The organism is Streptomyces virginiae, assembly GCF_040638905.1.
Classification (GTDB): domain Bacteria; phylum Actinomycetota; class Actinomycetes; order Streptomycetales; family Streptomycetaceae; genus Streptomyces; species Streptomyces virginiae_B.
The window spans coordinates 111157-132340 of the sequence record NZ_JBEZYV010000006.1 but is presented as its reverse complement, the minus strand read 5'-3'; the positions used below and the strand labels follow the sequence as shown (position 1 = coordinate 132340).

18 protein-coding genes are annotated in these 21184 nt (G+C 72.9%); 9 read left to right on the top strand and 9 right to left on the bottom strand.

What is annotated here, in order from left to right; translation table 11 throughout:
• Position 1: 1 nt before the first annotated feature.
• Entirely contained in the window at positions 2 to 1372 is a 1371-nt protein-coding gene (locus AB0F82_RS11435; RefSeq protein ID WP_362625878.1) for a glutamine synthetase family protein, read from the bottom strand.
• A 77-nt stretch (positions 1373 to 1449) separates the two neighbouring features.
• On the opposite strand from AB0F82_RS11435, the gene AB0F82_RS11430 reads away from it, so the two are divergent.
• The 4 genes from AB0F82_RS11430 to AB0F82_RS11415 all read left to right on the top strand — a co-directional run bounded on the left by AB0F82_RS11430 (position 1450) and on the right by AB0F82_RS11415 (position 5507).
• Positions 1450 to 2196, top strand: coding sequence for a FadR/GntR family transcriptional regulator (locus AB0F82_RS11430; RefSeq protein WP_356813817.1), 747 nt, complete (start codon positions 1450 to 1452; stop codon positions 2194 to 2196).
• Between the two features lie 135 nt (positions 2197 to 2331).
• Complete coding sequence (gene eat / locus AB0F82_RS11425; RefSeq protein WP_356813818.1) at positions 2332 to 3810, top strand: ethanolamine permease; 1479 nt, start codon at positions 2332 to 2334, stop codon at positions 3808 to 3810.
• Between the two features lie 45 nt (positions 3811 to 3855).
• On the top strand, positions 3856 to 4563 hold the full coding sequence (locus AB0F82_RS11420; RefSeq protein WP_362625874.1) for a gamma-glutamyl-gamma-aminobutyrate hydrolase family protein: 708 nt from the start codon (positions 3856 to 3858) through the stop codon (positions 4561 to 4563).
• Positions 4564 to 4700: 137 nt separating this feature from the next.
• The gene (locus tag AB0F82_RS11415) at positions 4701 to 5507 is read left to right on the top strand and encodes a hypothetical protein (RefSeq protein WP_362625871.1); all 807 of its coding nucleotides are present in this window, start codon (positions 4701 to 4703) and stop codon (positions 5505 to 5507) included.
• 390 nt (positions 5508 to 5897) lie between these two features.
• On the opposite strand, the gene AB0F82_RS11410 is transcribed toward AB0F82_RS11415, so the two are convergent.
• The gene (locus AB0F82_RS11410; RefSeq protein ID WP_362625868.1) at positions 5898 to 6821 is read right to left on the bottom strand and encodes a LysR family transcriptional regulator; all 924 of its coding nucleotides are present in this window, start codon (positions 6819 to 6821) and stop codon (positions 5898 to 5900) included.
• 70 nt (positions 6822 to 6891) lie between these two features.
• On the opposite strand from AB0F82_RS11410, the gene AB0F82_RS11405 reads away from it, so the two are divergent.
• Complete coding sequence (locus AB0F82_RS11405) at positions 6892 to 8010, top strand: TDT family transporter (protein WP_362625865.1); 1119 nt, start codon at positions 6892 to 6894, stop codon at positions 8008 to 8010.
• On the opposite strand, the gene AB0F82_RS11400 is transcribed toward AB0F82_RS11405, so the two are convergent.
• The 3 genes from AB0F82_RS11400 to AB0F82_RS11390 all read right to left on the bottom strand — a co-directional run bounded on the left by AB0F82_RS11400 (position 8007) and on the right by AB0F82_RS11390 (position 10805).
• Positions 8007 to 8624, bottom strand: a complete 618-nt coding sequence (locus tag AB0F82_RS11400; protein WP_362625862.1) for a signal protein — start codon at positions 8622 to 8624, stop codon at positions 8007 to 8009. The two genes, AB0F82_RS11405 and AB0F82_RS11400, sit on opposite strands and share 4 nt — an antisense overlap.
• 905 nt (positions 8625 to 9529) lie before the next feature.
• Positions 9530 to 10252 (bottom strand): helical backbone metal receptor, encoded by a 723-nt coding sequence (locus tag AB0F82_RS11395; protein ID WP_362625860.1) that lies wholly within the window; start codon positions 10250 to 10252, stop codon positions 9530 to 9532.
• A 4-nt stretch (positions 10253 to 10256) separates the two neighbouring features.
• Entirely contained in the window at positions 10257 to 10805 is a 549-nt protein-coding gene (locus tag AB0F82_RS11390; protein ID WP_356815995.1) for a helix-turn-helix domain-containing protein, read from the bottom strand.
• 313 nt (positions 10806 to 11118) lie between these two features.
• On the opposite strand from AB0F82_RS11390, the gene AB0F82_RS11385 reads away from it, so the two are divergent.
• The 4 genes from AB0F82_RS11385 (at position 11119) to AB0F82_RS11370 (ending at position 15880) form a co-directional block, all read left to right on the top strand.
• A complete protein-coding gene (locus tag AB0F82_RS11385) occupies positions 11119 to 12024 on the top strand; it encodes a 5'-3' exonuclease (protein WP_362626121.1) in 906 nt (301 codons plus the stop codon).
• Positions 12025 to 12071: 47 nt separating this feature from the next.
• On the top strand, positions 12072 to 12911 hold the full coding sequence (locus AB0F82_RS11380) for a siderophore-interacting protein (protein WP_362625857.1): 840 nt from the start codon (positions 12072 to 12074) through the stop codon (positions 12909 to 12911).
• A 427-nt stretch (positions 12912 to 13338) separates the two neighbouring features.
• A complete protein-coding gene (locus AB0F82_RS11375) occupies positions 13339 to 14874 on the top strand; it encodes a serine hydrolase (protein ID WP_362625854.1) in 1536 nt (511 codons plus the stop codon).
• A gap of 19 nt (positions 14875 to 14893) precedes the next feature.
• Positions 14894 to 15880: an RluA family pseudouridine synthase gene (locus tag AB0F82_RS11370; RefSeq protein WP_362625851.1), complete on the top strand. Its 987-nt coding sequence runs from the start codon at positions 14894 to 14896 to the stop codon at positions 15878 to 15880.
• 63 nt (positions 15881 to 15943) lie between these two features.
• On the opposite strand, the gene AB0F82_RS11365 is transcribed toward AB0F82_RS11370, so the two are convergent.
• From AB0F82_RS11365 to tatA, 4 genes are all read right to left on the bottom strand, one after another.
• Positions 15944 to 18784: a DEAD/DEAH box helicase gene (locus AB0F82_RS11365; RefSeq protein WP_362625848.1), complete on the bottom strand. Its 2841-nt coding sequence runs from the start codon at positions 18782 to 18784 to the stop codon at positions 15944 to 15946.
• 46 nt (positions 18785 to 18830) lie between these two features.
• Positions 18831 to 19718, bottom strand: a complete 888-nt coding sequence (locus AB0F82_RS11360; RefSeq protein ID WP_362625845.1) for a diacylglycerol kinase — start codon at positions 19716 to 19718, stop codon at positions 18831 to 18833.
• Between the two features lie 82 nt (positions 19719 to 19800).
• On the bottom strand, positions 19801 to 20769 hold the full coding sequence (gene tatC / locus AB0F82_RS11355) for a twin-arginine translocase subunit TatC (protein WP_356810899.1): 969 nt from the start codon (positions 20767 to 20769) through the stop codon (positions 19801 to 19803).
• Between the two features lie 47 nt (positions 20770 to 20816).
• Positions 20817 to 21104 (bottom strand): Sec-independent protein translocase subunit TatA, encoded by a 288-nt coding sequence (tatA, locus tag AB0F82_RS11350; RefSeq protein ID WP_356810898.1) that lies wholly within the window; start codon positions 21102 to 21104, stop codon positions 20817 to 20819.
• Between the last annotated feature and the right edge of the window lie 80 nt (positions 21105 to 21184).

Sequence of the window (21184 nt, the reverse complement as noted above, 5' to 3'; positions counted from 1 at the left end):
GCTACAGGCGTTCGAAGGAGCGGCGCAGCTCCCAGTCGGTCACCGCGGAGTCGTAGGCGTCGAGTTCCACGCGGGCCATGTTGCGGTAGTGGGCGACGACCTCGGGGCCGAAGGCGGCCTTGGCGATCTCGCTGTTCTCCCAGAGGTCGGCGGCCTCGCGCAGGGTGGCGGGTACGTGTGCGTAGTCGCCGGTGTAGGCGTTGCCGGTGCACATCGGCGGCAGCTCCAGGCGGTTCTCGATGCCGTAGAGCCCGGCCGCGACCAGGCCGGCGACGGCGAGGTAGGGGTTGACGTCGCCGCCGGGGAGGCGGTTCTCGAAGCGCATGGAGCGGCCGTGGCCGACGACGCGCAGGGCGCAGGTGCGGTTGTCGAGGCCCCAGGCGACGGCGGTCGGTGCGAAGGATCCCGGCCGGAAACGCTTGTACGAGTTGATGTTCGGGGCGTAGAGAAGGGAGAAGTCGCGCAGCGCGGCGAGCTGGCCGGCCAGGAAGTGGCGCATCACGGGGGACATGCCGTGTTCCTCGTGGCCCTCTCCGGCCATCGCGTTGCGTCCGTCGGCGTCGGTGAGCGAGAGGTGGATGTGACAGGAGTTGCCCTCCCGCTCGTCGTACTTGGCCATGAAGGTGAGCGAGACGCCTTCCTGGGAGGCGATCTCCTTGGCGCCGGTCTTGTAGACGGAGTGCTGGTCGCAGGTGGTGAGCGCCTCGTCGTAGCGGAAGGCGATCTCGTGCTGGCCGAGGTTGCACTCGCCCTTGGCCGACTCGACGGTCAGGCCGGCGGCCTGCATCTCGTTGCGGATCCGGCGCAGCAGGGGTTCGATGCGGCCGGTCCCGAGGACGGAGTAGTCGATGTTGTACTGGTTGGCGGGGGTCAGGCCGCGGTAGTTGGCGTTCCAGGCCTGTTCGTAGGTGTCCTGGAAGACCATGAACTCCAGCTCGGTGCCGACCATCGCGGTGTATCCGTGCTCGGCGAGGCGTTCCAGCTGGCGGCGCAGGATCTGGCGGGGTGCGGCCACGACGGGCGTGCCGTCGTTCCAGGCCAGGTCGGCGAGGATGAAGGCGCTGCCGGGGTTCCAAGGGATGCGGCGCAGGGTGGCGGGGTCGGGGTGCATGGCGAAGTCGCCGTAGCCCCGCTCCCACGAGGACATCTCGTAGCCGTCGACGGTGTTCATGTCGGTGTCGACGGCCAGGAGGTAGTTGCAGCCCTCGGTGCCGTGCTCGAGGACTTCGTCCAGGAAGAACTGTGCGGCGAACCGCTTGCCCTGGAGCCGCCCCTGCATGTCGGGGAAGGCCAGGACGACTGTGTCGATCTCACCGCTGGCGACGAGGATGCGGAGCTCCTCGGGCGCGAGCGGCGGCTTGCGGTCTACCACGGGATTCTCTCCTTCGGTGAGCCGAGGAGGCCTAAGGTATTGAATAGAACCATTGCTTGGGAAGGGGAGGAGTCGAGATGACCGATACGGCGAGCGAAGGCGACGCCGCCCGGCGCCTGAACCCGGTGCTGCGCCAGGTGCGGGCGGGCAACGGGTTCGAGGAGGCGCTGGAGCAGATCCTCCAAGTGGTCCGCCTGGGGCTGGTCCCCGGCGGCGAGAGGCTCCCGCCCGAGCGCGAGCTCGCGGAGCGGATGGGGATCAGCCGGGTCACCCTGCGCGAGGTCCTGAAGGTACTGCAGGACCAGGGCCTGGTGGAGGCGCGGCGCGGCCGGTACGGCGGAACGTTCGTGCTGCCCCGCCCCGACACCCCGGCCGGCGGCACGGAGGAGGAGCTGCGCAGACGGGTGGCGGGCGTCGACATCGAGGACGCCCTGCGCTTCCGCGAGGTCCTGGAGGTGGGGGCGGCCGGGCTGTGCGCCTCCCAGGGGCTGACCGAGGAGGGCACCGAACGGCTGCTCGCCGCGCTCGGGGCCACCCACGACGCCCCGCTCGCCGACTACCGCCGCCAGGACACCCTCTTCCACCTCACGCTGTGCGAGCTCGCCGGGTCCGCCACCCTGACGGCCCAGTACGCCGCCGTCCGGGCCACCGTCAACGACCTGCTCGACTGCATCCCGCTGCTGGTGCGCAACCTGGAGCACTCGCAGCAGCAGCACAGCACGCTGGTCGAGGCGGTGCTGGAACGGGACGCGGCCGGGGCGCGGGAGACCATGCGCGAGCACTGCTGCGGCACGGCGGCGCTGCTGCGGGGGTTCCTCGCCTGAGGTGGACGGGACGAGGGGGGAAAGGGGTGTCCGAGAGGCTTTCGTAACGTCTGTTTTACGCAGAGGTCTTGCGCGCTCCGCTCCACTGCGGCAAAGGTACGCCCCACAACCATTGCCCTGAGGCAGGAGCGCACGATGGCCGACGACATCGAGGCACGGCTGACAGCCGTCCCCGCACCCACCACGTCACCCGCCGGCGGCGACGGCCCGGACGACTACCTGGAGCGCCGCACACTGCGCCGCGGCAGCGCCGGCTGGCTGCTCCTGACCGGGCTCGGAGTCGCCTACGTCGTCTCCGGTGACTTCTCCGGCTGGAACGTCGGCCTCGACAAGGGCGGCTTCGGCGGCCTCGCCATCGCCACCGTCCTCATGGGCGCCATGTACGCCTGCCTGGTGTTCTCCCTCGCGGAGCTGTCCACCGTCCTGCCGACCGCGGGCGGCGGGTACGGCTTCGCCCGCCGGGCGCTGGGCCCCTGGGGCGGCTTCCTCACCGGCACCGCCATCCTCATCGAGTACATCCTCGCCCCGGCGGCGATCGTCATCTTCATCGGCGACTACGTCGAGTCCCTCGGCCTCTTCGGCCTCACCTCCAGCTGGCCCGTCTACCTCGGCTGTTTCGTGGTCTTCATCGGCGTGCACCTGTGGGGCGTCGGCGAGGCGCTCCGCTTCAGCCTCGTCGTGACCGCAGTCGCCGTCGCCGCGCTGCTGATCTTCGCGGTGGGCGCCTTCACGGAGTTCAGCGCCGACGGCCTGAACGACATCCCGGTCGACACGAGCGCCTTCGGCTCCAACTCCTGGCTGCCGTTGGGCGTGCTCGGCATCTGGGCCGCGTTCCCCTTCGGCATGTGGTTCTTCCTCGGCGTGGAGGGCGTACCGCTGGCGGCCGAGGAGGCGAAGGACCCGGTCCGCTCCATGCCGAAGGCCCTGTCCATCAGCATGGGCATCCTCGCCCTGCTGGCCCTGATCACTTTCTTCGCGGCGACCGGCGCGCAGGGCGCCGACGCCGTCAAGTCGGCCGGCAACCCCCTCGTCGTCGCCCTGGAGGGGGACGGCGGCCCGACCGCGCTGAGCCGATTCGTGAACTACGCGGGCCTGGCGGGCCTGGTGGCCTCCTTCTTCTCGCTGATCTACGCGGGCTCGCGCCAGCTCTTCGCCCTCTCGCGCGCCGGCTACCTGCCCCGCTTCCTCTCGCTCACCTCGAAGCGCAAGGCCCCGTACCTGGGCCTGATCATCCCCGGCGCGATCGGTTTCGCCCTGGCCGCGGCCACCGGCAACGGCGCCCGCATGCTCAACATCGCCGTCTTCGGCGCCACCATCTCCTACGCCCTGATGGCGCTCTCGCACATCGTGCTGCGCCGCCGGGAGCCGCAGCTGGAGCGCCCCTACCGCACCCCGGGCGGGGTCCTGACCTCCTCGGTGGCCTTCGTACTCGCCCTGTCGGCCCTGGTCGCCACCTTCCTCGTGGACAAGGACGCGGCGTTCATCGCCCTGGCCGTGTACGCCGTCGCCCTGGCCTACTTCGCGCTCTACAGTCGCCGCCACCTCGTGGCGTCGGCCCCCGAGGAGGAGTTCGCGGCCCTCGCGGAAGCCGAGGCGGAACTGGCCCGCGACTGAAACCCTGTCACCGTCCGCCCCCGCCCCCTTCCGGAGGTATCGAACGTGCCCAGGCCGCTCATCGGCATCACCACCTACGTCGAGGAATCCACCCGTTACGGGGTGTGGGACCTCCCGACATCGCTCGTACCGACCGGGTACCACCAACTCGTCCAGGCGGCGGGCGGCGCGGCCGTGCTGCTTCCCCCGGACGAGCCCGGATCGGCGGCGGAGGTGCTGAGCCGGGTGGACGGCCTGGTCGTCGCGGGCGGCCCGGACGTGGACCCGGTTTACTACGGAGCCGCGCGCGACCCCCGTACGGGCGCCCCCGCGACGGTCCGCGACCAGTGGGAGCTGGCCCTGATCAACGCCGCCCTGGAGGCGGACGTGCCCGTGCTCGGCATCTGCCGCGGGATGCAGGCCCTGAACGTGGCCCTGGGCGGCACCCTGATCCAGCACATCGACGGCCACGTCGACACCCCGGGCGTCATGTCCCGGCACCCGGTCCGCCCGGTCCCGGGCACCCGGTACGCGGACCTCGTCCCCGAGGAGGCGCAGGTGCCGACCTACCACCACCAGGCGGTCGAGCGCCTGGGCCGCGGCCTGGTCGTCTCGGCGCACGCGCTCGACGGAACGGTGGAGGCCATCGAGCTGCCCGACCCCGCGCGCTGGGTGCTGGGCCTGCAGTGGCACCCGGAGCAGGACGAGGACACCCGGGTGATGGCGTCCCTGATCGAGGCCGCCGCCGTCCGCAGCGCGGTACCGGTGGCCTGACCGACCGCCGGCCGCGGGACTCCGGTGCCTTCCCCAGCGCCGGGGCCCGCGGCCGGCCCCCGCACCCCGCTCGCGCCCCGCGCCGGGCGCGGCCGCCACGAATGGCCCTCCGGCCGACGGGCGGGCACGCTGGACGGGTGAGCACCGACGCGCACCGCACGGCGAAGGGACCGGTGGCCCGGTTCCTGGACAACCCGGTCGTGGGCATGGCGCCGTGGATCATCTTCTCGCTACTGGTCGGCCCCGGACGGTTCGAACTGGCCGTCGGACTGGCCCTGGCCGCGGCGGTCGCCCTGATCGCGGTGGGCCACCTGGTCAACCGCGGCAGCTCCTGGAAGCTGCTGGAACTGGCCGACGTGGTCTTCTTCGCGTCGATGGCCGTCATCGGAGCCCTGGTCGACGAAGGGACCCTGCGCTGGCTGGAGACGTACGCGGGCGAAGTGGCCAACATCGCGCTGGCGGTGATCGCCTTCGGCTCGATGGCCGTGCGGATGCCGTTCACCCTCCAGTACGCCCGCGAGCAGGTCGACCCGTCCCTCTGGCACACCCGCGGCTTCCTGCGCACCAACTACATGATCACGGGGGCGTGGGGCATCGCCTTCCTGGTGGCCGCCGCCGCGGGCGCGTACGGGGACCTGGTCCTGCACAACCCGAGCAACCTCTGGACCGGCTGGATCATCCAGATCCTGGCGATCGTCGCCGCGGTGAAGTTCACCGTCTGGTACCCGGACGTCGCCCGCGCCCGGGCGGTCCGCGAAGCCGCCGGACTGCCTCCCGAGCCCACACGGTGGGCGGGCTTCCTGGTGCCGCTGGCGGGCCTGCTCGTACCGATCGGCATCGCGGTCCTGATCTTCGACACCATGTGGTGGCTGGGAATCGCCCTGATCGTCCTGGGCTCGCTCCTGACGAAGCGCCTGCAGTCGCGCTCCCAGGCCCCGGGCTGACACCCGCCGGGCCTGTGGCGGCGGCCCGGCGGGCGCGATACGTGCCGGAGCCACCTTTCTTCCGGGTCTACCCATAGCCCCCCGTGCCCCAGCGAATCGCCCCTCCTCGCCCTAACGGACGTACGCCCTCCGCCCCGGCTGTCCGGCCGGTCGGCCACGCCGAACAGATCCTCACCGTGCGCCCCCTGCCGGGAGGTCAGGGGGCTTCCTGTCGAGCAGGCCGGATCCAGGAGCGCAGTCCGGCGTCATAGGGCATCCCCAGCCCGCAGGGCCGAGGGGAAGGATCGCAAGGCGGATGAAGGAGGCTGCGCGGAGCGTCGTCGAGCGAGGACAACGCGGCGAGGCGCGGCGCAGGGCGCGCCGCCGGCCCGGCCTGACCCGGGGCACTCCTCAGGGGGTGCCCCGGGTCAGGGACAGCAGGTCCCGGGCGGGGCCGGCCGGGCGGGCGCCCGCCGGCCAGACGGCCCGCAAGGCCCGGCCGAGTTCCGCGCCCGACACCGGCACCTCCACCAGCCGGCGCGCCGCCAGCTCGTCCACCACCGCCAGCTCCGACAGCACGCACGGCCCCGCACCGCCCAGCGCGGCCGCCTTCACCGCCGTCGTCGACGCCAGCTCCAGCAGCGGCGCGGCCAGACCGCCGTGCCCGGCGAGCGCGGCGTCCAGTACCTGCCGGGTACCCGATCCCCGCTCGCGCAGGATCAGCGGGGTCGCCGCCAGTTCCGCCGCCTCCACGCCCCGCGTGCGCCGCGCCCACCGATGGACGGGCGCCACCGCCACGACGAGGCGGTCCTGCGCGATCACCGCCGAGTCCAGTCCCTCCGGCACCGTCAGGCCCTCCACGAAGCCGAGGTCGGCCTCGTGCGCGAGGACCCGCTGCACGACCACCGCGGAATTGCCCGCGTGCAGCGACACCGCCGTGTCGGGCCGCTGGCCGCGCAGCGCGATCAGCCACCCCGGCAGGAGGTACTCCGCGATGGTCATGCTGGCGGCCACCCGCAGCCGCGAGTCCCGCCGCCCCCGCAGTGCCTGCGCCCCCGCGTCGAGGGCCTCCGCCGCCTCCACCACCCGCCGGGCCCAGTCGGTGACCAGTGCGCCTTCGGCCGTCAGCGTCGACCCCCGCGGGGAACGGTCCACCAGCGCCACACCGAGCCGGGTCTCCATCGCGCGGATCCGGCTGCTCGCCGCGGGCTGGGTGATCCCCAGCCGCCGGGCGGCGCCGCTGAGGCTCCCGACGCGGGCCACCTCCAGCAGCAGTTCCAGCGCGCCCAGGTCCGGTACGCGGTGCGCCAGCGGAACCCACTTCTCATCACCCATAACATCAGTTTATGGCCTTATAGAAAGGTGATCCCTGCCGTTCGTCCCGCCCCGGCATGACGCTGGACCCATGGCCACCACCCTCGTGCGACCCCGCACCCTCTCCGAACCCGCGCCCACCGCCCACAAGGCACCGGCGCTGCGACACCTCGGCCCGAACTGGTACGCCTCCGTCATGGGCACCGCGATCGTCGCCAACGCCGGCGCGGCCCTTCCGTACCAGCTCCCCGGCCAGCGCGTGGCCTGCCAGCTCGTCTGGGCGCTGTCCGCCGCCGCCCTCGCCGCCCTGCTCACCGCGCGCGCCGGGCACTGGCTCCACCACCGCGACCAGGCCCGCGCCCACCTCCTCGACCCCGCCGTCGCCCCCTTCTACGGGTGCCTCTCGATGGCGTTGCTGGCCGTGGGCGGCGGCACCCTCATCGTCGGCAAGGACCTGATCGGGACCGGCGCCGCCGTGGCCGTGGACGCCGTGCTCTTCACCGCGGGCACCGCGATAGGCCTGGTCGCGGCAGTGACCGTGCCCTACCTGATGGTGGTGCGCCACAAGGTCGAGCCGAAGCAGGCCACCCCCGTCTGGCTGCTGCCCCTCGTCGCCCCCATGGTCTCGGCGGCCCTCGGCCCGCTGCTGATACCCCACCTGTCGCCCGGTCAGCCCCGCGAGGCCATGCTGCTCGCCTGCTACGCCATGTTCGGCATCAGCCTGCTCGCCACCCTGCTGATGCTGCCCCTGATCTTCGGCCGGCTGATCGTGGGCGGCCCCCTCCCCCTGGCCCTCACCCCGACCCTGTTCCTGGTCCTCGGCCCCCTGGGACAGTCGACCACCGCCGTGAACCAGCTCGCCGACATGGCCCCCCAGGCCATCGGCGCCCCCTACGCCGGCGCGCTCGGCGCCTTCGCGGTCGTCTACGGAGTGCCCGTGATGGGATTCGCCCTGCTGTGGCTGGCCCTCGCCGTGTGCATGCTGGTCCGGGCGGCCCGGGCCGGCATGGGCTTCGCGATGACCTGGTGGGCGCTGACCTTCCCCGTCGGCACCTGTGTCACCGGCGCCGCAGGCCTGGCCCGCCACACCGGGCTCAACGCGCTCGGCTGGCTCGCCGCGGCCCTCTTCCTCGCCCTGCTGACCGCTTGGCTCCTCGCCGCCGCCCACACCCTGCGGGGCCTGTTCTCAGGCCGCCTGCTCGCCGGCTAGTACGTCCACTTGCCGACCTCGAGCTCGTAGGTGACCGAGAGCGAGAAGGATCCCGCCGTACCGTCAATGGTCAGGGTGCCTGTGCCTCCGGGGACGGGCCCCAGCCGGACCCACAGCCCGCAACCGTACGTATTGACCGTCTCCGCCGTCTGCGTCACCGGGTTGCCTTCGACCCCCTTGATCCGGATGGCGGTGGGCTCCATGCGCTCCACCGCCACGTCGCTGCTGCCGATCACGACCTTGCCTTCCGCTTCGGCCATCTTCGCCGCGCACTCGGCCTTCGTACCGGTGAAGTTGACCACCGGGAAGACCACGGGCCGTGCCACCGGGATCGCGCAGCGGCGCCCGGCCTTGCCGCCGAAGGTGCCCGCGAGGAACCAGGCGTCGGCAGGCTGGTTCTCGGCGCAGAAGCGGCCGTCCGGGTCGGACACCGGGTTGGTGGCGGCCGGACTGGAGGCGGCCCAGCTCCACCAGCGGCTCTGGATCTCGGCGGTGCTGAGCTCGGCGATCCCGCGCGGCGGGCGCCGGGGGTCGTCCTCGGCCTGCCCGGCCGAACACCCTCCGACGAGCAGGGCCGTCACCGCGAGCAGCATGAATGATCTTCCAGTACGCATCCGCGCATGCTAGTTCGCATCGTCAGGCGGACCGACCCAAGGACCGAAATCCGACCACGGCGCCCTTCCTTCGGCGGGGCGGGCGGGTACATCGCCCTGCGGACCGGCCCGCTCACCGGGATCCGGGTGCGGCGCCCTTCCTTCGGCGGGGCGGGCGGGTTCGGATCGTCCTGCGGACCGGTCCGCGGGCCCGGATCCGGGCGCGGTGCCCTTCCTTCGGCGGGGCGGGCGGGTTCGGATCGTCCTGCGGACCGGTTCGCGGGCCCGGATCCGGGCGCGGTGGGGGCGGGTCCGCGGGGCCGGGCAGGGGTGTCTCCTCGGCTCGGCGCGTGCGAGCGATCGCGGCAGTACCCGGTGGTTGCGCGCTCGTCCTGCGGGGACACCCCTCCCCGCCCCCGCTCCCCACGCGTCGGGCCCGCTCCGGGAACCATCCGGCCAGTCCGGGGCCGGTTCCCGGGGCGGGATCCGGGCACGGTGGGGGCCGGTCCGCGGGGCCGGGCAGGGGTGTCTCCTCGGCTCGGCGCCTGCGAGCCATCGCGGCTGTGCTCGGTGGTTGCGCGCTCGTCCTGCGGGGACACCCCTCCCCGTCCCCGCTCCCCACGCATCGGGTCCCGCTCCGGGAACCGTCCAGTCGGTCGGGGGTGTTTTCGGGGCACTGTCGGAGCCCTGCCGTGGGGTGGGGACACGGCGGAGTGTCCCCGCAGGACGAGGCGCGACCTTGCCCGCCTGGCCGCGACATGCCCGCGGGCGCCGAGCCGAGGAGACGCTCCGGCGGGGCACCGCCCCACACCACCAAGCCCCGCCGGCGATTGAGGCGCGGGGTCCGGGGCAGCGCCCCAGCACCACCGGCCAGCCCCAGCCGAACCGCAGGGCCCGGGCGGCAGCCACCGGCGGACCGGCGAGGATCAGCCCGCGGAGCGCAGCGCCTGCGCCAACACCCCCGGCGCCTCCGCCAGCGAAGGCCCGTACCAGGTCAAGTGCCGTCCGCTGACCAGGGCCGCCGGCAGGCCGGGGAAGGCCTCCGGCCCGTCGCCCGCCGCGAAGGCGTACGGCTCGTCCGGCAGCACCACCAGATCGCAGCCAGCCGCGGCCAGCTCCTCCACCGCGATCCTCGGATACCGCTCCGCGTGGCCGGCGTAGACGTTCCGGACGCCGAGCCGGCCCAGCAGGTCACCCGCGAAGGTGTGCCGGCCCAGCACCATCCACGGCCGCCGCCACACCGGTACGAAGGCCGTGAGCTCTCCCACCCGCTCCGCCCGGGCCCACGCGGCCTCCGCGTCCGCCAGCCACGCCGGCCTCGCCAGTCCCAGCGCGCCCACCAGTACCCGGTCCAGTTCCCGCAGCGCCTGCGGCAGGTCCCGGACCTCGGTGACGAGCACCTCCAGTCCCGCCGCGCGCAGCGCGGCCAGGTCCGGTGCCCGGTTCTCCTCCTCGTTGGCGATCACCAGGTCGGGCCGGAGTTCCGCGATCCTGCGCACGTCGGGGTTCTTCGTCCCCCCGATCCGCTCCGCCGCCCCGAGATCGCCGGGGTGCGTGCACCAGTCGGTGACCCCGACCAGCAGCCCCGGCGCGCTCACGGCCACCGCCTCGGTCAGCGACGGCACCAGCGACACGACCCGCCGCCGCACCCTTTCAGCGCCCCGGCGACGGCGGCTCGGACGTCGCGTGGATGTGGTCGCCGACGGCGACCACCAGGATCCGGGTGTCCTCGGAGACGGCCCGCCACCGGTGGCGCACGCCCCCGGACAGGAACAGCGCGTCCCCGCTCTCCAGCCGGTACGCCCGTCCCTCGGCCTCCACCTGGCAGGCGCCCTCGACCACGTACATCAGCTCGTCGTTGCGGTGCTGGTACTCGCGCCCGGCGTCCTGGTCCCCGGTGAACTCCAGTGCGTGCAGCTGGTGGTGTCCGCGGACGAGGGGCCGTACGCCCGGCACCGGGGTCAGCGCCGACTCGTCGCCGGCCCGCACGAGGTCCACCGTGCGCGCGGTGTCGGAGGCGGCCAGCAGCTCGACGGCCGTAGTCTCCAGGGCGTCCGCGACGCGCTCCAGGGACCGCATGCTGGGCCGGGCCCGCTCGTTCTCTATCTGACTCAGGAAGGGCACCGACAGACCGCTTCGCGCCGACACGGCGGCCAGCGTCAGGTGGAGCGCGCGGCGGCGCTTGCGCACGGCCACACCCACCCGCAGCGGTTCCTTGCCGTCCTTGTCCTTGCGCTTGTCGTCCACGTCGTTCAGCTTGCCGCTCAGACCGTCCGTGCCGTCCCTGTCGTTCATGTCGGGGCTGCCCTCCCCATGTCCGTCGCACATCGGTGTGCTGTAAGCACCTTACGCAGCAACCGCCTCCGGTTTCGCCCGCACCGACCTTCCCGTATCCGCCCGCTCACCGTCAGTGGCGCTCCGGGGGCGTTCGGGCGCGCGCCGGGGCGCCCCGGCGACCGGAAACGCCCCCGCGGACCGTTGCGGCATCATCGTCTCCGTGACGACACGACGCCTGATGCTCCTGGACACCGCCTCCCTCTACTACCGCGCCTACTTCGGCGTGCCGGACTCCGTGAAGGCTCCCGACGGCACCCCGGTCAACGCCGTGCGCGGGCTCCTCGACTTCATCGGCCGGCTCGTCCAGGACCACCGGCCGGACGACCTGGTGGCCTGCATGGACGCCGACTGGCGGCCGCACTGGCGGGTGGAGCTGATCCCCTCGTACAAGGCCCACCGGGTCGCGGTCGAGACCGAGACGGGTCCCGACGTGGAGGAGACCCCGGACACGCTCGCCCCACAGGTGCCGATCATCGAGGCCGCCCTGGACGCGTTCGGCATCGCCCGGGTCGGCGTCGCCGGCTACGAGGCGGACGACGTGATCGGGACGCTCACCGCCCGTGCGACGGGGCCGGTCGACATCGTCACCGGTGACCGGGACCTCTACCAGCTCGTGGACGACGCCCGGCAGCGGCGGGTGCTGTACCCCCTCAAGGGCGTGGGCACGCTCCAGGTCACGGACGAGGCGTGGCTGCGGGCGAAGTACGGGGTGGACGGCCCCGGTTACGCAGACCTCGCCCTGCTGCGGGGCGACCCCAGCGACGGCCTGCCGGGCGTCCCCGGGATCGGTGAGAAGACGGCGGCGAAGCTGCTCGACGCCTACGGCGACCTGGCCGGGATCATCGCGGCGGTCGACGACCCGAAGTCGAAACTGACGCCCACCCAGCGCAAGCGGCTGGACGAGTCGCGGCCGTATCTGGCGGTGGCTCCGAAGGTGGTCAAGGTGGCCTCCGACGTGCCGCTTCCGCGGTTCGACGCGGCTCTTCCGGCGGTCCCGGCCCAGCCCGAGCTGGTCGACGCACTAGCCCATCGGTGGGGATTGGGAGGCGCTGTCTCCCGTCTGAGCGGCGCCCTGCACCCCTGAGGTGCTAACTTAGGTAAGGCTAAGTTTCATGGGAGTCAGGGGATACCGTGGCAGAAGGACGCGGCCGCACTGTCGGCACCGCCGTTGTCGTACGCACCGAGCGGCTCTCGCCGCACATGGTGCGGCTCGTGCTGGGTGGTGAGGGCCTGGCGGACTTCGGCGCGGGCGAGTACACCGACCATTACGTGAAGCTCCTTTTCGCTCCCGAGGGTGTCACTTACCCCGCCCCGTGGGACCTGGAACGCATCCGCGGCGACTTTCCGCGGGCGCAGTGGCCGCGCCAGCGCGCCTACACCGTGCGCAACTGGGACGTGCTGCACCGGGAGCTGACCCTGGACTTCGTCGTCCACGGCGACGAGGGCCTGGCCGGCCCGTGGGCGGCCCGGGCCCAGCCGGGCGACCTCGTACGGTTCCTCGGCCCGGGCGGCGCCTACGCCCCGGACCCGGCGGCGGGCTGGCACCTCCTGGTGGGTGACGAGAGCGCGCTGCCGGCGATCGCCGCTGCGATGGAGCGGATGCCGGCGGGCGCGGAGGTCCACGCCATCGTGGAGATCGACGGCCCGGCCGACGAGCTGAAGGTCGCCACCCCGGACGGCGTCGTACCGGTCTGGCTGCACCGCGGCGACCGCCCGGTCGGCGAGGCCCTCGTGGAGGCGGTCCAGGCCCTGGAGTTCCCCTCGACGGACGTCCACGCCTTCGTCCACGGCGAGGCCGGCTTCGTCAAGGACCTGCGCCGCCACCTCCGCCTGGAGCGCGGCATCGCCCGGGAACGCCTGTCGATCTCGGGCTACTGGCGCCTGGGCGAGACGGACGAGGGCTGGCGCGCGATCAAGCGCGACTGGAACGCGTCGGTGGAGGCCGAACAGGAACACCGCGCCGCCGCCTGACCCCTCCGGGGCGGTCGGCGGTCATGGGGCCCCGTTCCCGCCGGGCTCGCCCCGGCCCTTGCCCCACAGGCGCCATGGGCCCGGGCCTGCCCCGCCCGTCCGGCCCTCCGGGTCCAACCCAGCCCCGCCGACGTTCGGAGCGCGGGCGCCAAGGGGCGGCGCCCCCACCCAGCCCAGCCCCGCCGACGTTCGGAGCGCGGGGGCCGGGAGGCGGCGCCCCCGCCCTACCCCAGCCCCGCCGACGTTCGAGGCGCGCGGGCCCGGGGGCGGCGCCCCCGCAGAGACGGCGCCCCCGCCCCGTGACGTCCGCGCCCACGGGGCCGGGGCAGCGCACCACCCGCGCTCCAGGCGCGCCGGCCCGGCGGGGCCGGCACCCTCGGAGGTGGCGCGCCGCGCGCCGCGAGGCGTACGGCGGGACAATGTCCCCATGCGTACGCTCCGCGCCCTCGGGGCGGCAGCGGCCGCGGCCCTCCTCACCGCCTCGGCGGCGACGGCCGCACCGAGCCCGCCCCCACCCCCGCAGCCCCAACTCACGGACGCCGCCGTCGACAAGGCCGTCGCCCGGCTCGACGGCACGGTCACGGACATGATGCGCCGCACCGGCGTTCCCGGCGTCGCGGTGGCCGTCGTCCACGACGACGAGGTGGTCCACCTCAAGGGCTTCGGCGTCCGCCGCACCGGCGAGCCCGCCAAAGTCGGCCCCGACACCGTCTTCCAGATCGCCTCCGTCTCCAAGCCCGTCTCCTCCACCGTCATCGCCGGCGCCTTCACCACCCCCGACGAGTGGGACCGTCACGTCACCCTCCCCGGCTTCGCCTTCAAGGACCCCTGGGTCACCGACCACGTCACGACCGCCGACCTGTTCTCCCACCGCAGCGGCCTGCCCGACCACGCCGGCGACCTCCTAGAAGACCTCGGCTACGACCAGTCGTACATCCTCGACCACCTGCGCCTGGAGCCCCTCACGCCCTTCCGCGCGAGCTACGCCTACACCAACTTCGGCCTGACGGCCGCTGCCGAGGCCGTCGCCCGCGCCAAGGGCACGAGCTGGCAGAAGCTCGCCGACGACACCCTCTTCAAGCCCGCGGGCATGGCGCACACCAGCACCGAGTTCTCCGCCTACGTCAACGCCCCTAACCACGCGGCCACCCACGTCAAGAATTCGGACGGCACCTGGAGCCCCCGCTACGTCCGCGACCCGGACGCCCAGGCCCCCGCCGGCGGCGTCAGTTCCACCGCCCGCGACATGTCCCGCTGGCTGCGGCTCCAGCTGGCCGACGGCACCCTCGACGGCAAGCGGATCATCCCCGCCGCCACGCTCGCCCGCACGCACGTTCCCGAGATCGTCTCGCAGCCGCCCACCTCCCCCTCCGGCCGCGCCGGCTTCTACGGCCTCGGCTGGAACGTGTCCTACGACGACGCGGGCCGGCTGCGCCTGAGCCACTCCGGCGCCTTCGAACTCGGTACCAACGCCAACGTCACGATGCTCCCCCTGGAGAAGCTCGGCATCGTCGTCCTCACCAACGGCGCCCCCGTCGGCCTGGCCGACGCCGTCGCCCTCGATTTCTTCGACGTCGCCCAGCACGGCAAGGCCACGACCGACTGGCTGCCCCTGCTCGCGTCCGTCTACGCGAAGGAGGTCGACAACGCCCGGTCCCCCACCGACTACGCCCACCCGCCCGCCTCCGCCAAGCCCGCCAAGGACAGCGCCGCGTACACCGGCACCTACGACAACCCGTACTACGGCAAGGCGACCGTGACGGCCGACGACAAGGGCGCGCTGACCCTCGCCCTCGGGCCGAAGCCGCTGCGCTTCCCGCTGACCCACTACGACGGCGACACCTTCAGCTTCGAGACCACCGGCGAGATGGCGGCCGGCCGCACCGGGGTGACCTTCGCCGACGGCACGGTCCGCGTCGAGTCCCTCGATGCGAACCACCTGGGCACCTTCACCGAGCAGTAGCCGCATAGCCTGTTCCCCGATGAGACGCAGATCCCCGGCACCCCCCTCGCCCCTCCCCCAGCGGGCCGGCATCGACCCGGTCCGGCTCCGGCTGCCACCCGACCCGGACGGGACGTGGCCGGACCTCGGCAGCTACCTCGCCGCCCGCTACGCCGGCACCCGCGGCGAGGAGTCCATGGCGCGCCTGCTGGCCGCGGGCCGGGTCCTCGGCCCCGGCGGGCGGGTGCTGCACGCCGGGGACCCGTACGAACCGGGCACCCACCTGTGGTTCCACCGGGACATGGACCCGGAACCGCGGGTGCCGTTCCCGGTGCGCGTGGTCCACCGGGACGCGCACCTGCTGGTCGTGGACAAGCCGCACTTCCTGGCGACCACTCCGCGCGGCAGCCACATCACCGAGACCGCCCTGGCCCGGCTGCGCGAGGAGCTGGACCTGCCCGGGCTCAGCCCGGCGCACCGCCTCGACCGGCTCACCGCCGGCCTGGTGATGTTCAGTGTCCGGCCCGAGGACCGGGGCGCCTACCAGCTCCTCTTCCAGCGGCGCGAGGTGCACAAGGAGTACGAGGCGCTCGCCGCCCGCGACCCGGCGCTCACCTTCCCGCGCACGGTCCGCAGCCGGATCGAGAAGGTCCGCGGGGTGATCGCCGCGACCGAGGTCCCCGGCCCACCCAACGCCGAGACCCTGGTCGAGCTCGTCGGCGTCCGCGGCGGCCTGGGCCGCTACCGGCTGACCCCGCACACCGGCCGTACCCACCAGCTGCGGGTGCACATGAGCGGCCTGGGCCTGCCCATCCTGGGCGATCCGGTGTACCCGGAGGTCACCGACCCGGCCCCGGACGACTACCGGCGGCCGCTGCAACTCCTCGCCCGCGTACTGGCCTTCACCGACCCGGTCACCGGCGCGGCGCACCGCTTCGAGAGCGCCCGCACCCTCCAGGCCTGGCGCGACCGTCCCGGCTGGGAGACCGGCCCCCGGGCGGACACCCCGCCCACGCCAGCGCCCTGACACAACTCGGCCGCCGCGCGGAGGAGTTCCCCGCACGGCGGCCGATCACTGCATGTGTGCCGTCTAGCCGACGGAGCTGTAGGCCACCACGCCGCGAAGCAGCGCGTCCACGGCCTTGCGGGCGTTCTTCGCCACCGTGCTGCCGCTGTCGCCGGAGGCCGAGGGGGCCGCCGCCGCGACCTGGCCGAGCACGTCGATGACCTGCTTGCACCAGCGCACGAAGTCACCGGCCGGCATCTCCGCCTCGCGCAGCACCTCGTCCAGGCTCTTGTCGGAGGCCCACTGGTACGCCGCCCACGCGAAGCCCAGGTCCGGCTCGCGCTGGCCCACGCCCTCCGCCTGGTTGATGCGGTGCTCCTCCTCCAGGGCGTCGAGCCGGCCCCAGATGCGGACCATCTCGCCGAGCGCCACCTTCGCCGCGCCGCCCGGGACCTTCGGCGCGACCGCGTCGTCGGACTGCCGGGCCTCGAAGACCAACGCCGAGACACAGGCGGCCAGTTCCGCCGGGTTCAACCCCTCCCAGATCCCGGCGCGCAGGCATTCGGACGCCAGCAGGTCGAGCTCCCCGTACAGCCGGGCGAGCCGCTTGCCGTGCACGGTGACCTCGTCCTCGAGCAGGTAGTCCAGCTCGGTCAGCAGGGCGTGGATCCGGTCGAAGGTGCGGGCGATCGTGTTCGTCCGGCCCTCGATCCGCCGCTCCAGCTGCTGGGTGTCCCGCCGGAGCCGGTGGTACCGCTCCGCCCAGCGGGCGTGGTCCTCGCGCTCGTCGCAGCCGTGGCAGGGGTGCGCCCGCAGCTCGGCGCGCAGCCTGGCGATCTCGCGGTCGTCGGCGGCCGCGGCCCGGCCGCGGGAGCGCCGCTCCGGCGCGATGTGCCCGGCCTTGCTCCGCAGCTGGGAGGCCAGGTCGCGACGGGACTGCGGCGAGCGCGCGTTGAAGGACTTGGGGATCCGCATCCGGTCCAGCGCCTCGACCGGGACGGGGAAGTCGATCGCGGCGAGTCGCTTGACCTGCCGCTCGGCGGTGAGCACCAGCGGCCGCGGGCCCTCCGCGTACTCGTACCCGCGGTGCCCGTGGACCCGTCCGGCCGGCACGCCCGGGTCGAGGACCAGCGCCAGCCCGGCGAACTTGCCCGTCGGCACGTGGATGATGTCGCCCGGCTTGAGCTTCTCCAGCGAACTGGCCGCCTGCACCCGCCGCTGGGCGGCGCCCTGCTTGGCCAGCTCCGTCTCACGGTCCTTCAGGTCGCGGCGCAGCTGCGCGTACTCCTCGAAGTTCCCCAGGTGGCAGGTCATGCCCTCCCGGTAGCCCTCCAGGCCCTCCTCGTTGCGCTGCACCTGCCGGGAGATCCCGACGACCGAGCGGTCGGCCTGGAACTGCGCGAAGGAGGTCTCCAGCAGCTCGCGCGAGCGGTGCCGCCCGAACTGGCTGACCAGGTTGACGGCCATGTTGTACGAGGGCTTGAAGCTGGAACGCAGCGGATACGTACGGGTGCCCGCGAGCCCGGCGAGGCCGGCCGGGTCCATGCCCCGCTGCCAGAGCACGACCGCGTGGCCCTCGACGTCGATGCCGCGCCGTCCGGCCCGGCCGGTCAGCTGGGTGTACTCACCGGGGGTGATGTCGGCGTGCTGCTCGCCGTTCCACTTGACGAGCTTCTCCAGGATCACCGTGCGCGCGGGCATGTTGATGCCCAGTGCCAGGGTCTCCGTGGCGAAGACGGCCTTGACCAGGCCGCGGACGAACAGCTCCTCCACGACCTCCTTGAAGGTGGGCAGCATGCCCGCGTGGTGCGCGGCGATGCCCCGCTCCAGCCCTTCGAGCCATTCGTAGTACCCGAGGACGTGCAGGTCCTCGGTGGGGATGGAGGCGGTCCGCGCTTCGACGATCTCGCGGACCCTGATCCGCGCGGATTCGTCGTTGAGCCGCAGGCCCGCGAACAGGCACTGCTGGACCGCGGCCTCGCAGCCGGCCCGGCTGAAGATGAAGTTGATGGCGGGCAGCAGCCCGTCGTTGTCGAGGCGGGCGATGACCTCGGGGCGGGACGGGGTCCAGATCCGGCCGCGGGAGCGCCGCTCGCGCTCGCGGTCGGCCTCGCGGACCATCTTGCCGCGCCGCCGGTCCTTCGGGCTGTAGGTGCGGCTGTTCTCCTCGCGCGCCATGCGCAGCAGGTCGGGATTGACCTCCCGGCGCGCGGAGCCGCGGCCGCCGTGGTCGGACTCCTCCTCGAAGAGGTCGTAGATCCGGCGGCCGGCCAGGACGTGCTGCCACAGCGGTACGGGCCGCTCCTCGGAGACGATCACCTCGGTGTCGCCGCGCACGGTGTCCAGCCAGTCGCCGAACTCCTCGGCGTTGGACACGGTGGCCGACAGGGAGACCAGGGTCACCGACTCGGGGAGGTGGATGATCACTTCCTCCCAGACGGCTCCGCGGAACCGGTCGGAGAGGTAGTGGACCTCGTCCATCACGACGTAGCCGAGGCCGCGCAGCGACTGGGAGCCCGCGTAGAGCATGTTGCGGAGCACCTCGGTGGTCATCACGACCACCGGCGCCTCGGAGTTGACGCTGTTGTCACCCGTCAGCAGGCCCACCTTGTCGGCGCCGTAGCGCTTGACGAGGTCGGCATACTTCTGGTTCGAGAGCGCCTTGATCGGCGTCGTGTAGAAGCACTTGCGGCCCTGTGCGAGGGCCAGGTGCACGGCGAACTCGCCGACAATGGTCTTGCCCGAGCCGGTCGGAGCGGCGACGAGGACGCCCTTGCCGGCCTCCAGCGCCTTGCATGCCTCCACCTGGTAGGGATCCAGGTCGAAGTCGTACATCTCCCGGAAGGGGGCCAGGGCGGTGGCCTCTTCGGCGGCGCGGATCCGGGCAGCGGCGTACCGCTCGGCGGGTGAGAGTTCTTCGGTCATCTTGCTGTCGAGCCTACCCGCCGGGTCTGACAACAGTCGCGATCATTTATGTGAGGAGCCGGACCGCTCCGGGCACGCACTCGGCGGTCACCGGGAGGGGCCCCAGCGGCTCCCCGTCGGCGTACGCGGTCAGGCCGGGCGCCTCCAGGGTGATCTTCCGGGCCCGGTGGACGCTCACCTTCGGGTGGGAGATGTGGCCGCCCCGGTAGACCTGCGGGAACACCTTCAGCAGGGTGGCCCGGCTGCAGTCGCCGACGACCGTGACGTCGAAGAGGCCGTCGTCGGGGACCGCGCCGGGGCAGATGCGCATGCCGCCGCCGTAGGAGGAGCCGTTGCCGACGGCCACCAGCGTGGCCCCGGTCTCGATCACCGGGCCGTCGTCGAGGGTGATGCGGTACGGGAAGGGCCGGAAGGCGGCCAGTTCCGCGATCATGGCGAGGTCGTACTTGAAGCGGCCCGCCGGCAGCCGCATCCGGTTGCCCCGGTCGTTGACCCTCGAGTCGAAGCCCGAGCACAGCACGGTGCCGTACCAGGTGCCGCCCACGCGCCCCAGGTCGATCTCCCGGGTCCGGGCCTCCTTGAGCGCCTCGGCGGCCGTCCGCCCCGCCCGCGCGGGATCCCGTACGGGCAGTCCCGTGGCCCGCGCGAAGTCGTTGCCGGTGCCCACGGCGACCACACCGAGCGGCACCCGGGTGCCCGCGACCGCCTGGAGCGCCAGGGAGACCATCCCGTCGCCGCCGACCGCGACGACGGCGCCGGCGCCTTCGCGGACCGCGGCCGTCAGCCGGGCCAGCGCGTCCGGCGCGTCGGTGCCCACCAGGGTCCGTACCGAGAATCCTGCGTCCCGCAGAGCGGAAGCGGCCGGCTGCGCGGCGTGCGCGCCCCGGCCGCGCCCCGCGGTGGGATTGACGAAAAGGGTGACCTCGTAGCTCACCCACGGGAATGTACCGGAGCCCTTCCCCGGACCCCGGTGACCCCCGTGGGGCACCTCCCGGCCGTGGCCGGGGGCATACCTGTCAGGTGGCGTCGTCGTACCCGTTGATCCGCTGTCGTCCGCCGTCGGCCTGTTCGGGCAGGGCGGCGGCCGGGGCGGGCACCGCGTCGATCGCGCCGATCGGCGCCGGGGTGAGGTCGAGCTCCGAGGCCTCGTCGTCGCTCAGCCCCGCGTCGGGGTCGTTGCGCCGACGGCGGCGGTCGTTGAGGAGGCAGATGCCGACGGCCGCGAAGTAGAGGGCCACGATGGGCAGGGCCAGCGCGAGCATGGTCGGCGGGTCACCGGTGGGCGTGGCGAAAGCGGCGAAGACGGTGATGCCGAGGACCATGCCCCGCCACCAGCCGGCGAGCCGCTTTCCGGTGAGCACGCCGGTGAAGTTCAGCAGGATCAGCAGCAGCGGCAGCTCGAAGGCCAGGCCGAAGACGATCACCATGCGGGTGACCAGGTCGAGGTAGTCGTCGACGGGCAGCAGGTTGCGCGCGTGGTCGGGGGTGAACTCGAGCATGATCGTCGCGGTCTGCGGGAGGATCTTGTACGCGAGCACGGCGCCGGCCATGAACAGGGGCGCGCCGACCGCGACGAAGCTGCGCGCGTACTTCTTCTCGTGGCTGTGCAGCCCGGGCGCGGCGAACGCCCACAACTGGTAGAGCCACACCGGAGCGGAGAGCACCACACCGGCCATCAGCGAGACCTTCAGGGCGATCGAGAACGCCGAGATCAGGCCGTTCACGGTCATGTCGGCGCAGGGGCGCCCGTTGCGCTGGGTCACCACCCCGTTGGTGCAGCCGACGGAGTCCAACATCGGCTTCAACAGGAAGTTGATGATGTCCCGGTAGAAGAAGGCCGCGACGATCGTGATGACGAGGATCGCCAGCACCGACTTCAGCAGGCGGTTACGCAGTTCACGCAGGTGCTCGACGAGAGGCATGCGCCCTTCGGCGTCCTTTGCCTGTCGTTCTTGTTTCCCCTGCTTGCGGGCAGACTTGAGCAACCCACGTCCCTTGTCTCGTTGCAGATGACTGGCGTGAAGGGCGTCCGTCAGCCCTGGGCGGTGCGGTTCGGCTCGCTGACCGGCCGGGAGCTGGTGACGTCACCGGGCGCGGCCTGGATGGTGCGCGGGGCGACCGGCTGCTGCGCGGACTGGTCGGCCGGGGCGGCGGCCGCGTCGTCGGCTTCGCCGTCCTTCTTCATGGCCTTGGCCTCGCTCTTGAGGATGCGGGCCGACTTGCCGAGGGAGCGGGCCATGTCGGGGAGCTTCTTGGCGCCGAAGAGCAGGATGATGACTCCGACGATGACGAGGATTTCCCAACCCCTGAGGTTGCCCATGAAGTCTTCCTTTTCTCCGAGGTTTGCAGCGCACCGGTACGGGCGCCTGGGACTGTCTCTACCGAGGATCGTAACCCCCG

Excerpts from the sequence above, each read along its gene's own strand:
- AB0F82_RS11375 (WP_362625854.1), top strand. The coding sequence starts at position 13,339 with ATGCGTACGCTCCGCGCCCTCGGGGCGGCAGCGGCCGCGGCCCTCCTC.
- AB0F82_RS11365 (WP_362625848.1), bottom strand. The coding sequence starts at position 18,784 with ATGACCGAAGAACTCTCACCCGCCGAGCGGTACGCCGCTGCCCGGATC.
- AB0F82_RS11385 (WP_362626121.1), top strand. The coding sequence starts at position 11,119 with ATGCTCCTGGACACCGCCTCCCTCTACTACCGCGCCTACTTCGGCGTG.
- AB0F82_RS11410 (WP_362625868.1), bottom strand. The coding sequence starts at position 6,821 with ATGGGTGATGAGAAGTGGGTTCCGCTGGCGCACCGCGTACCGGACCTG.
- AB0F82_RS11370 (WP_362625851.1), top strand. The coding sequence starts at position 14,894 with ATGAGACGCAGATCCCCGGCACCCCCCTCGCCCCTCCCCCAGCGGGCC.
- AB0F82_RS11400 (WP_362625862.1), bottom strand. The coding sequence starts at position 8,624 with ATGCGTACTGGAAGATCATTCATGCTGCTCGCGGTGACGGCCCTGCTC.
- tatA (WP_356810898.1), bottom strand. The coding sequence starts at position 21,104 with ATGGGCAACCTCAGGGGTTGGGAAATCCTCGTCATCGTCGGAGTCATC.
- AB0F82_RS11405 (WP_362625865.1), top strand. The coding sequence starts at position 6,892 with ATGGCCACCACCCTCGTGCGACCCCGCACCCTCTCCGAACCCGCGCCC.
- AB0F82_RS11430 (WP_356813817.1), top strand. The coding sequence starts at position 1,450 with ATGACCGATACGGCGAGCGAAGGCGACGCCGCCCGGCGCCTGAACCCG.
- eat (WP_356813818.1), top strand. The coding sequence starts at position 2,332 with ATGGCCGACGACATCGAGGCACGGCTGACAGCCGTCCCCGCACCCACC.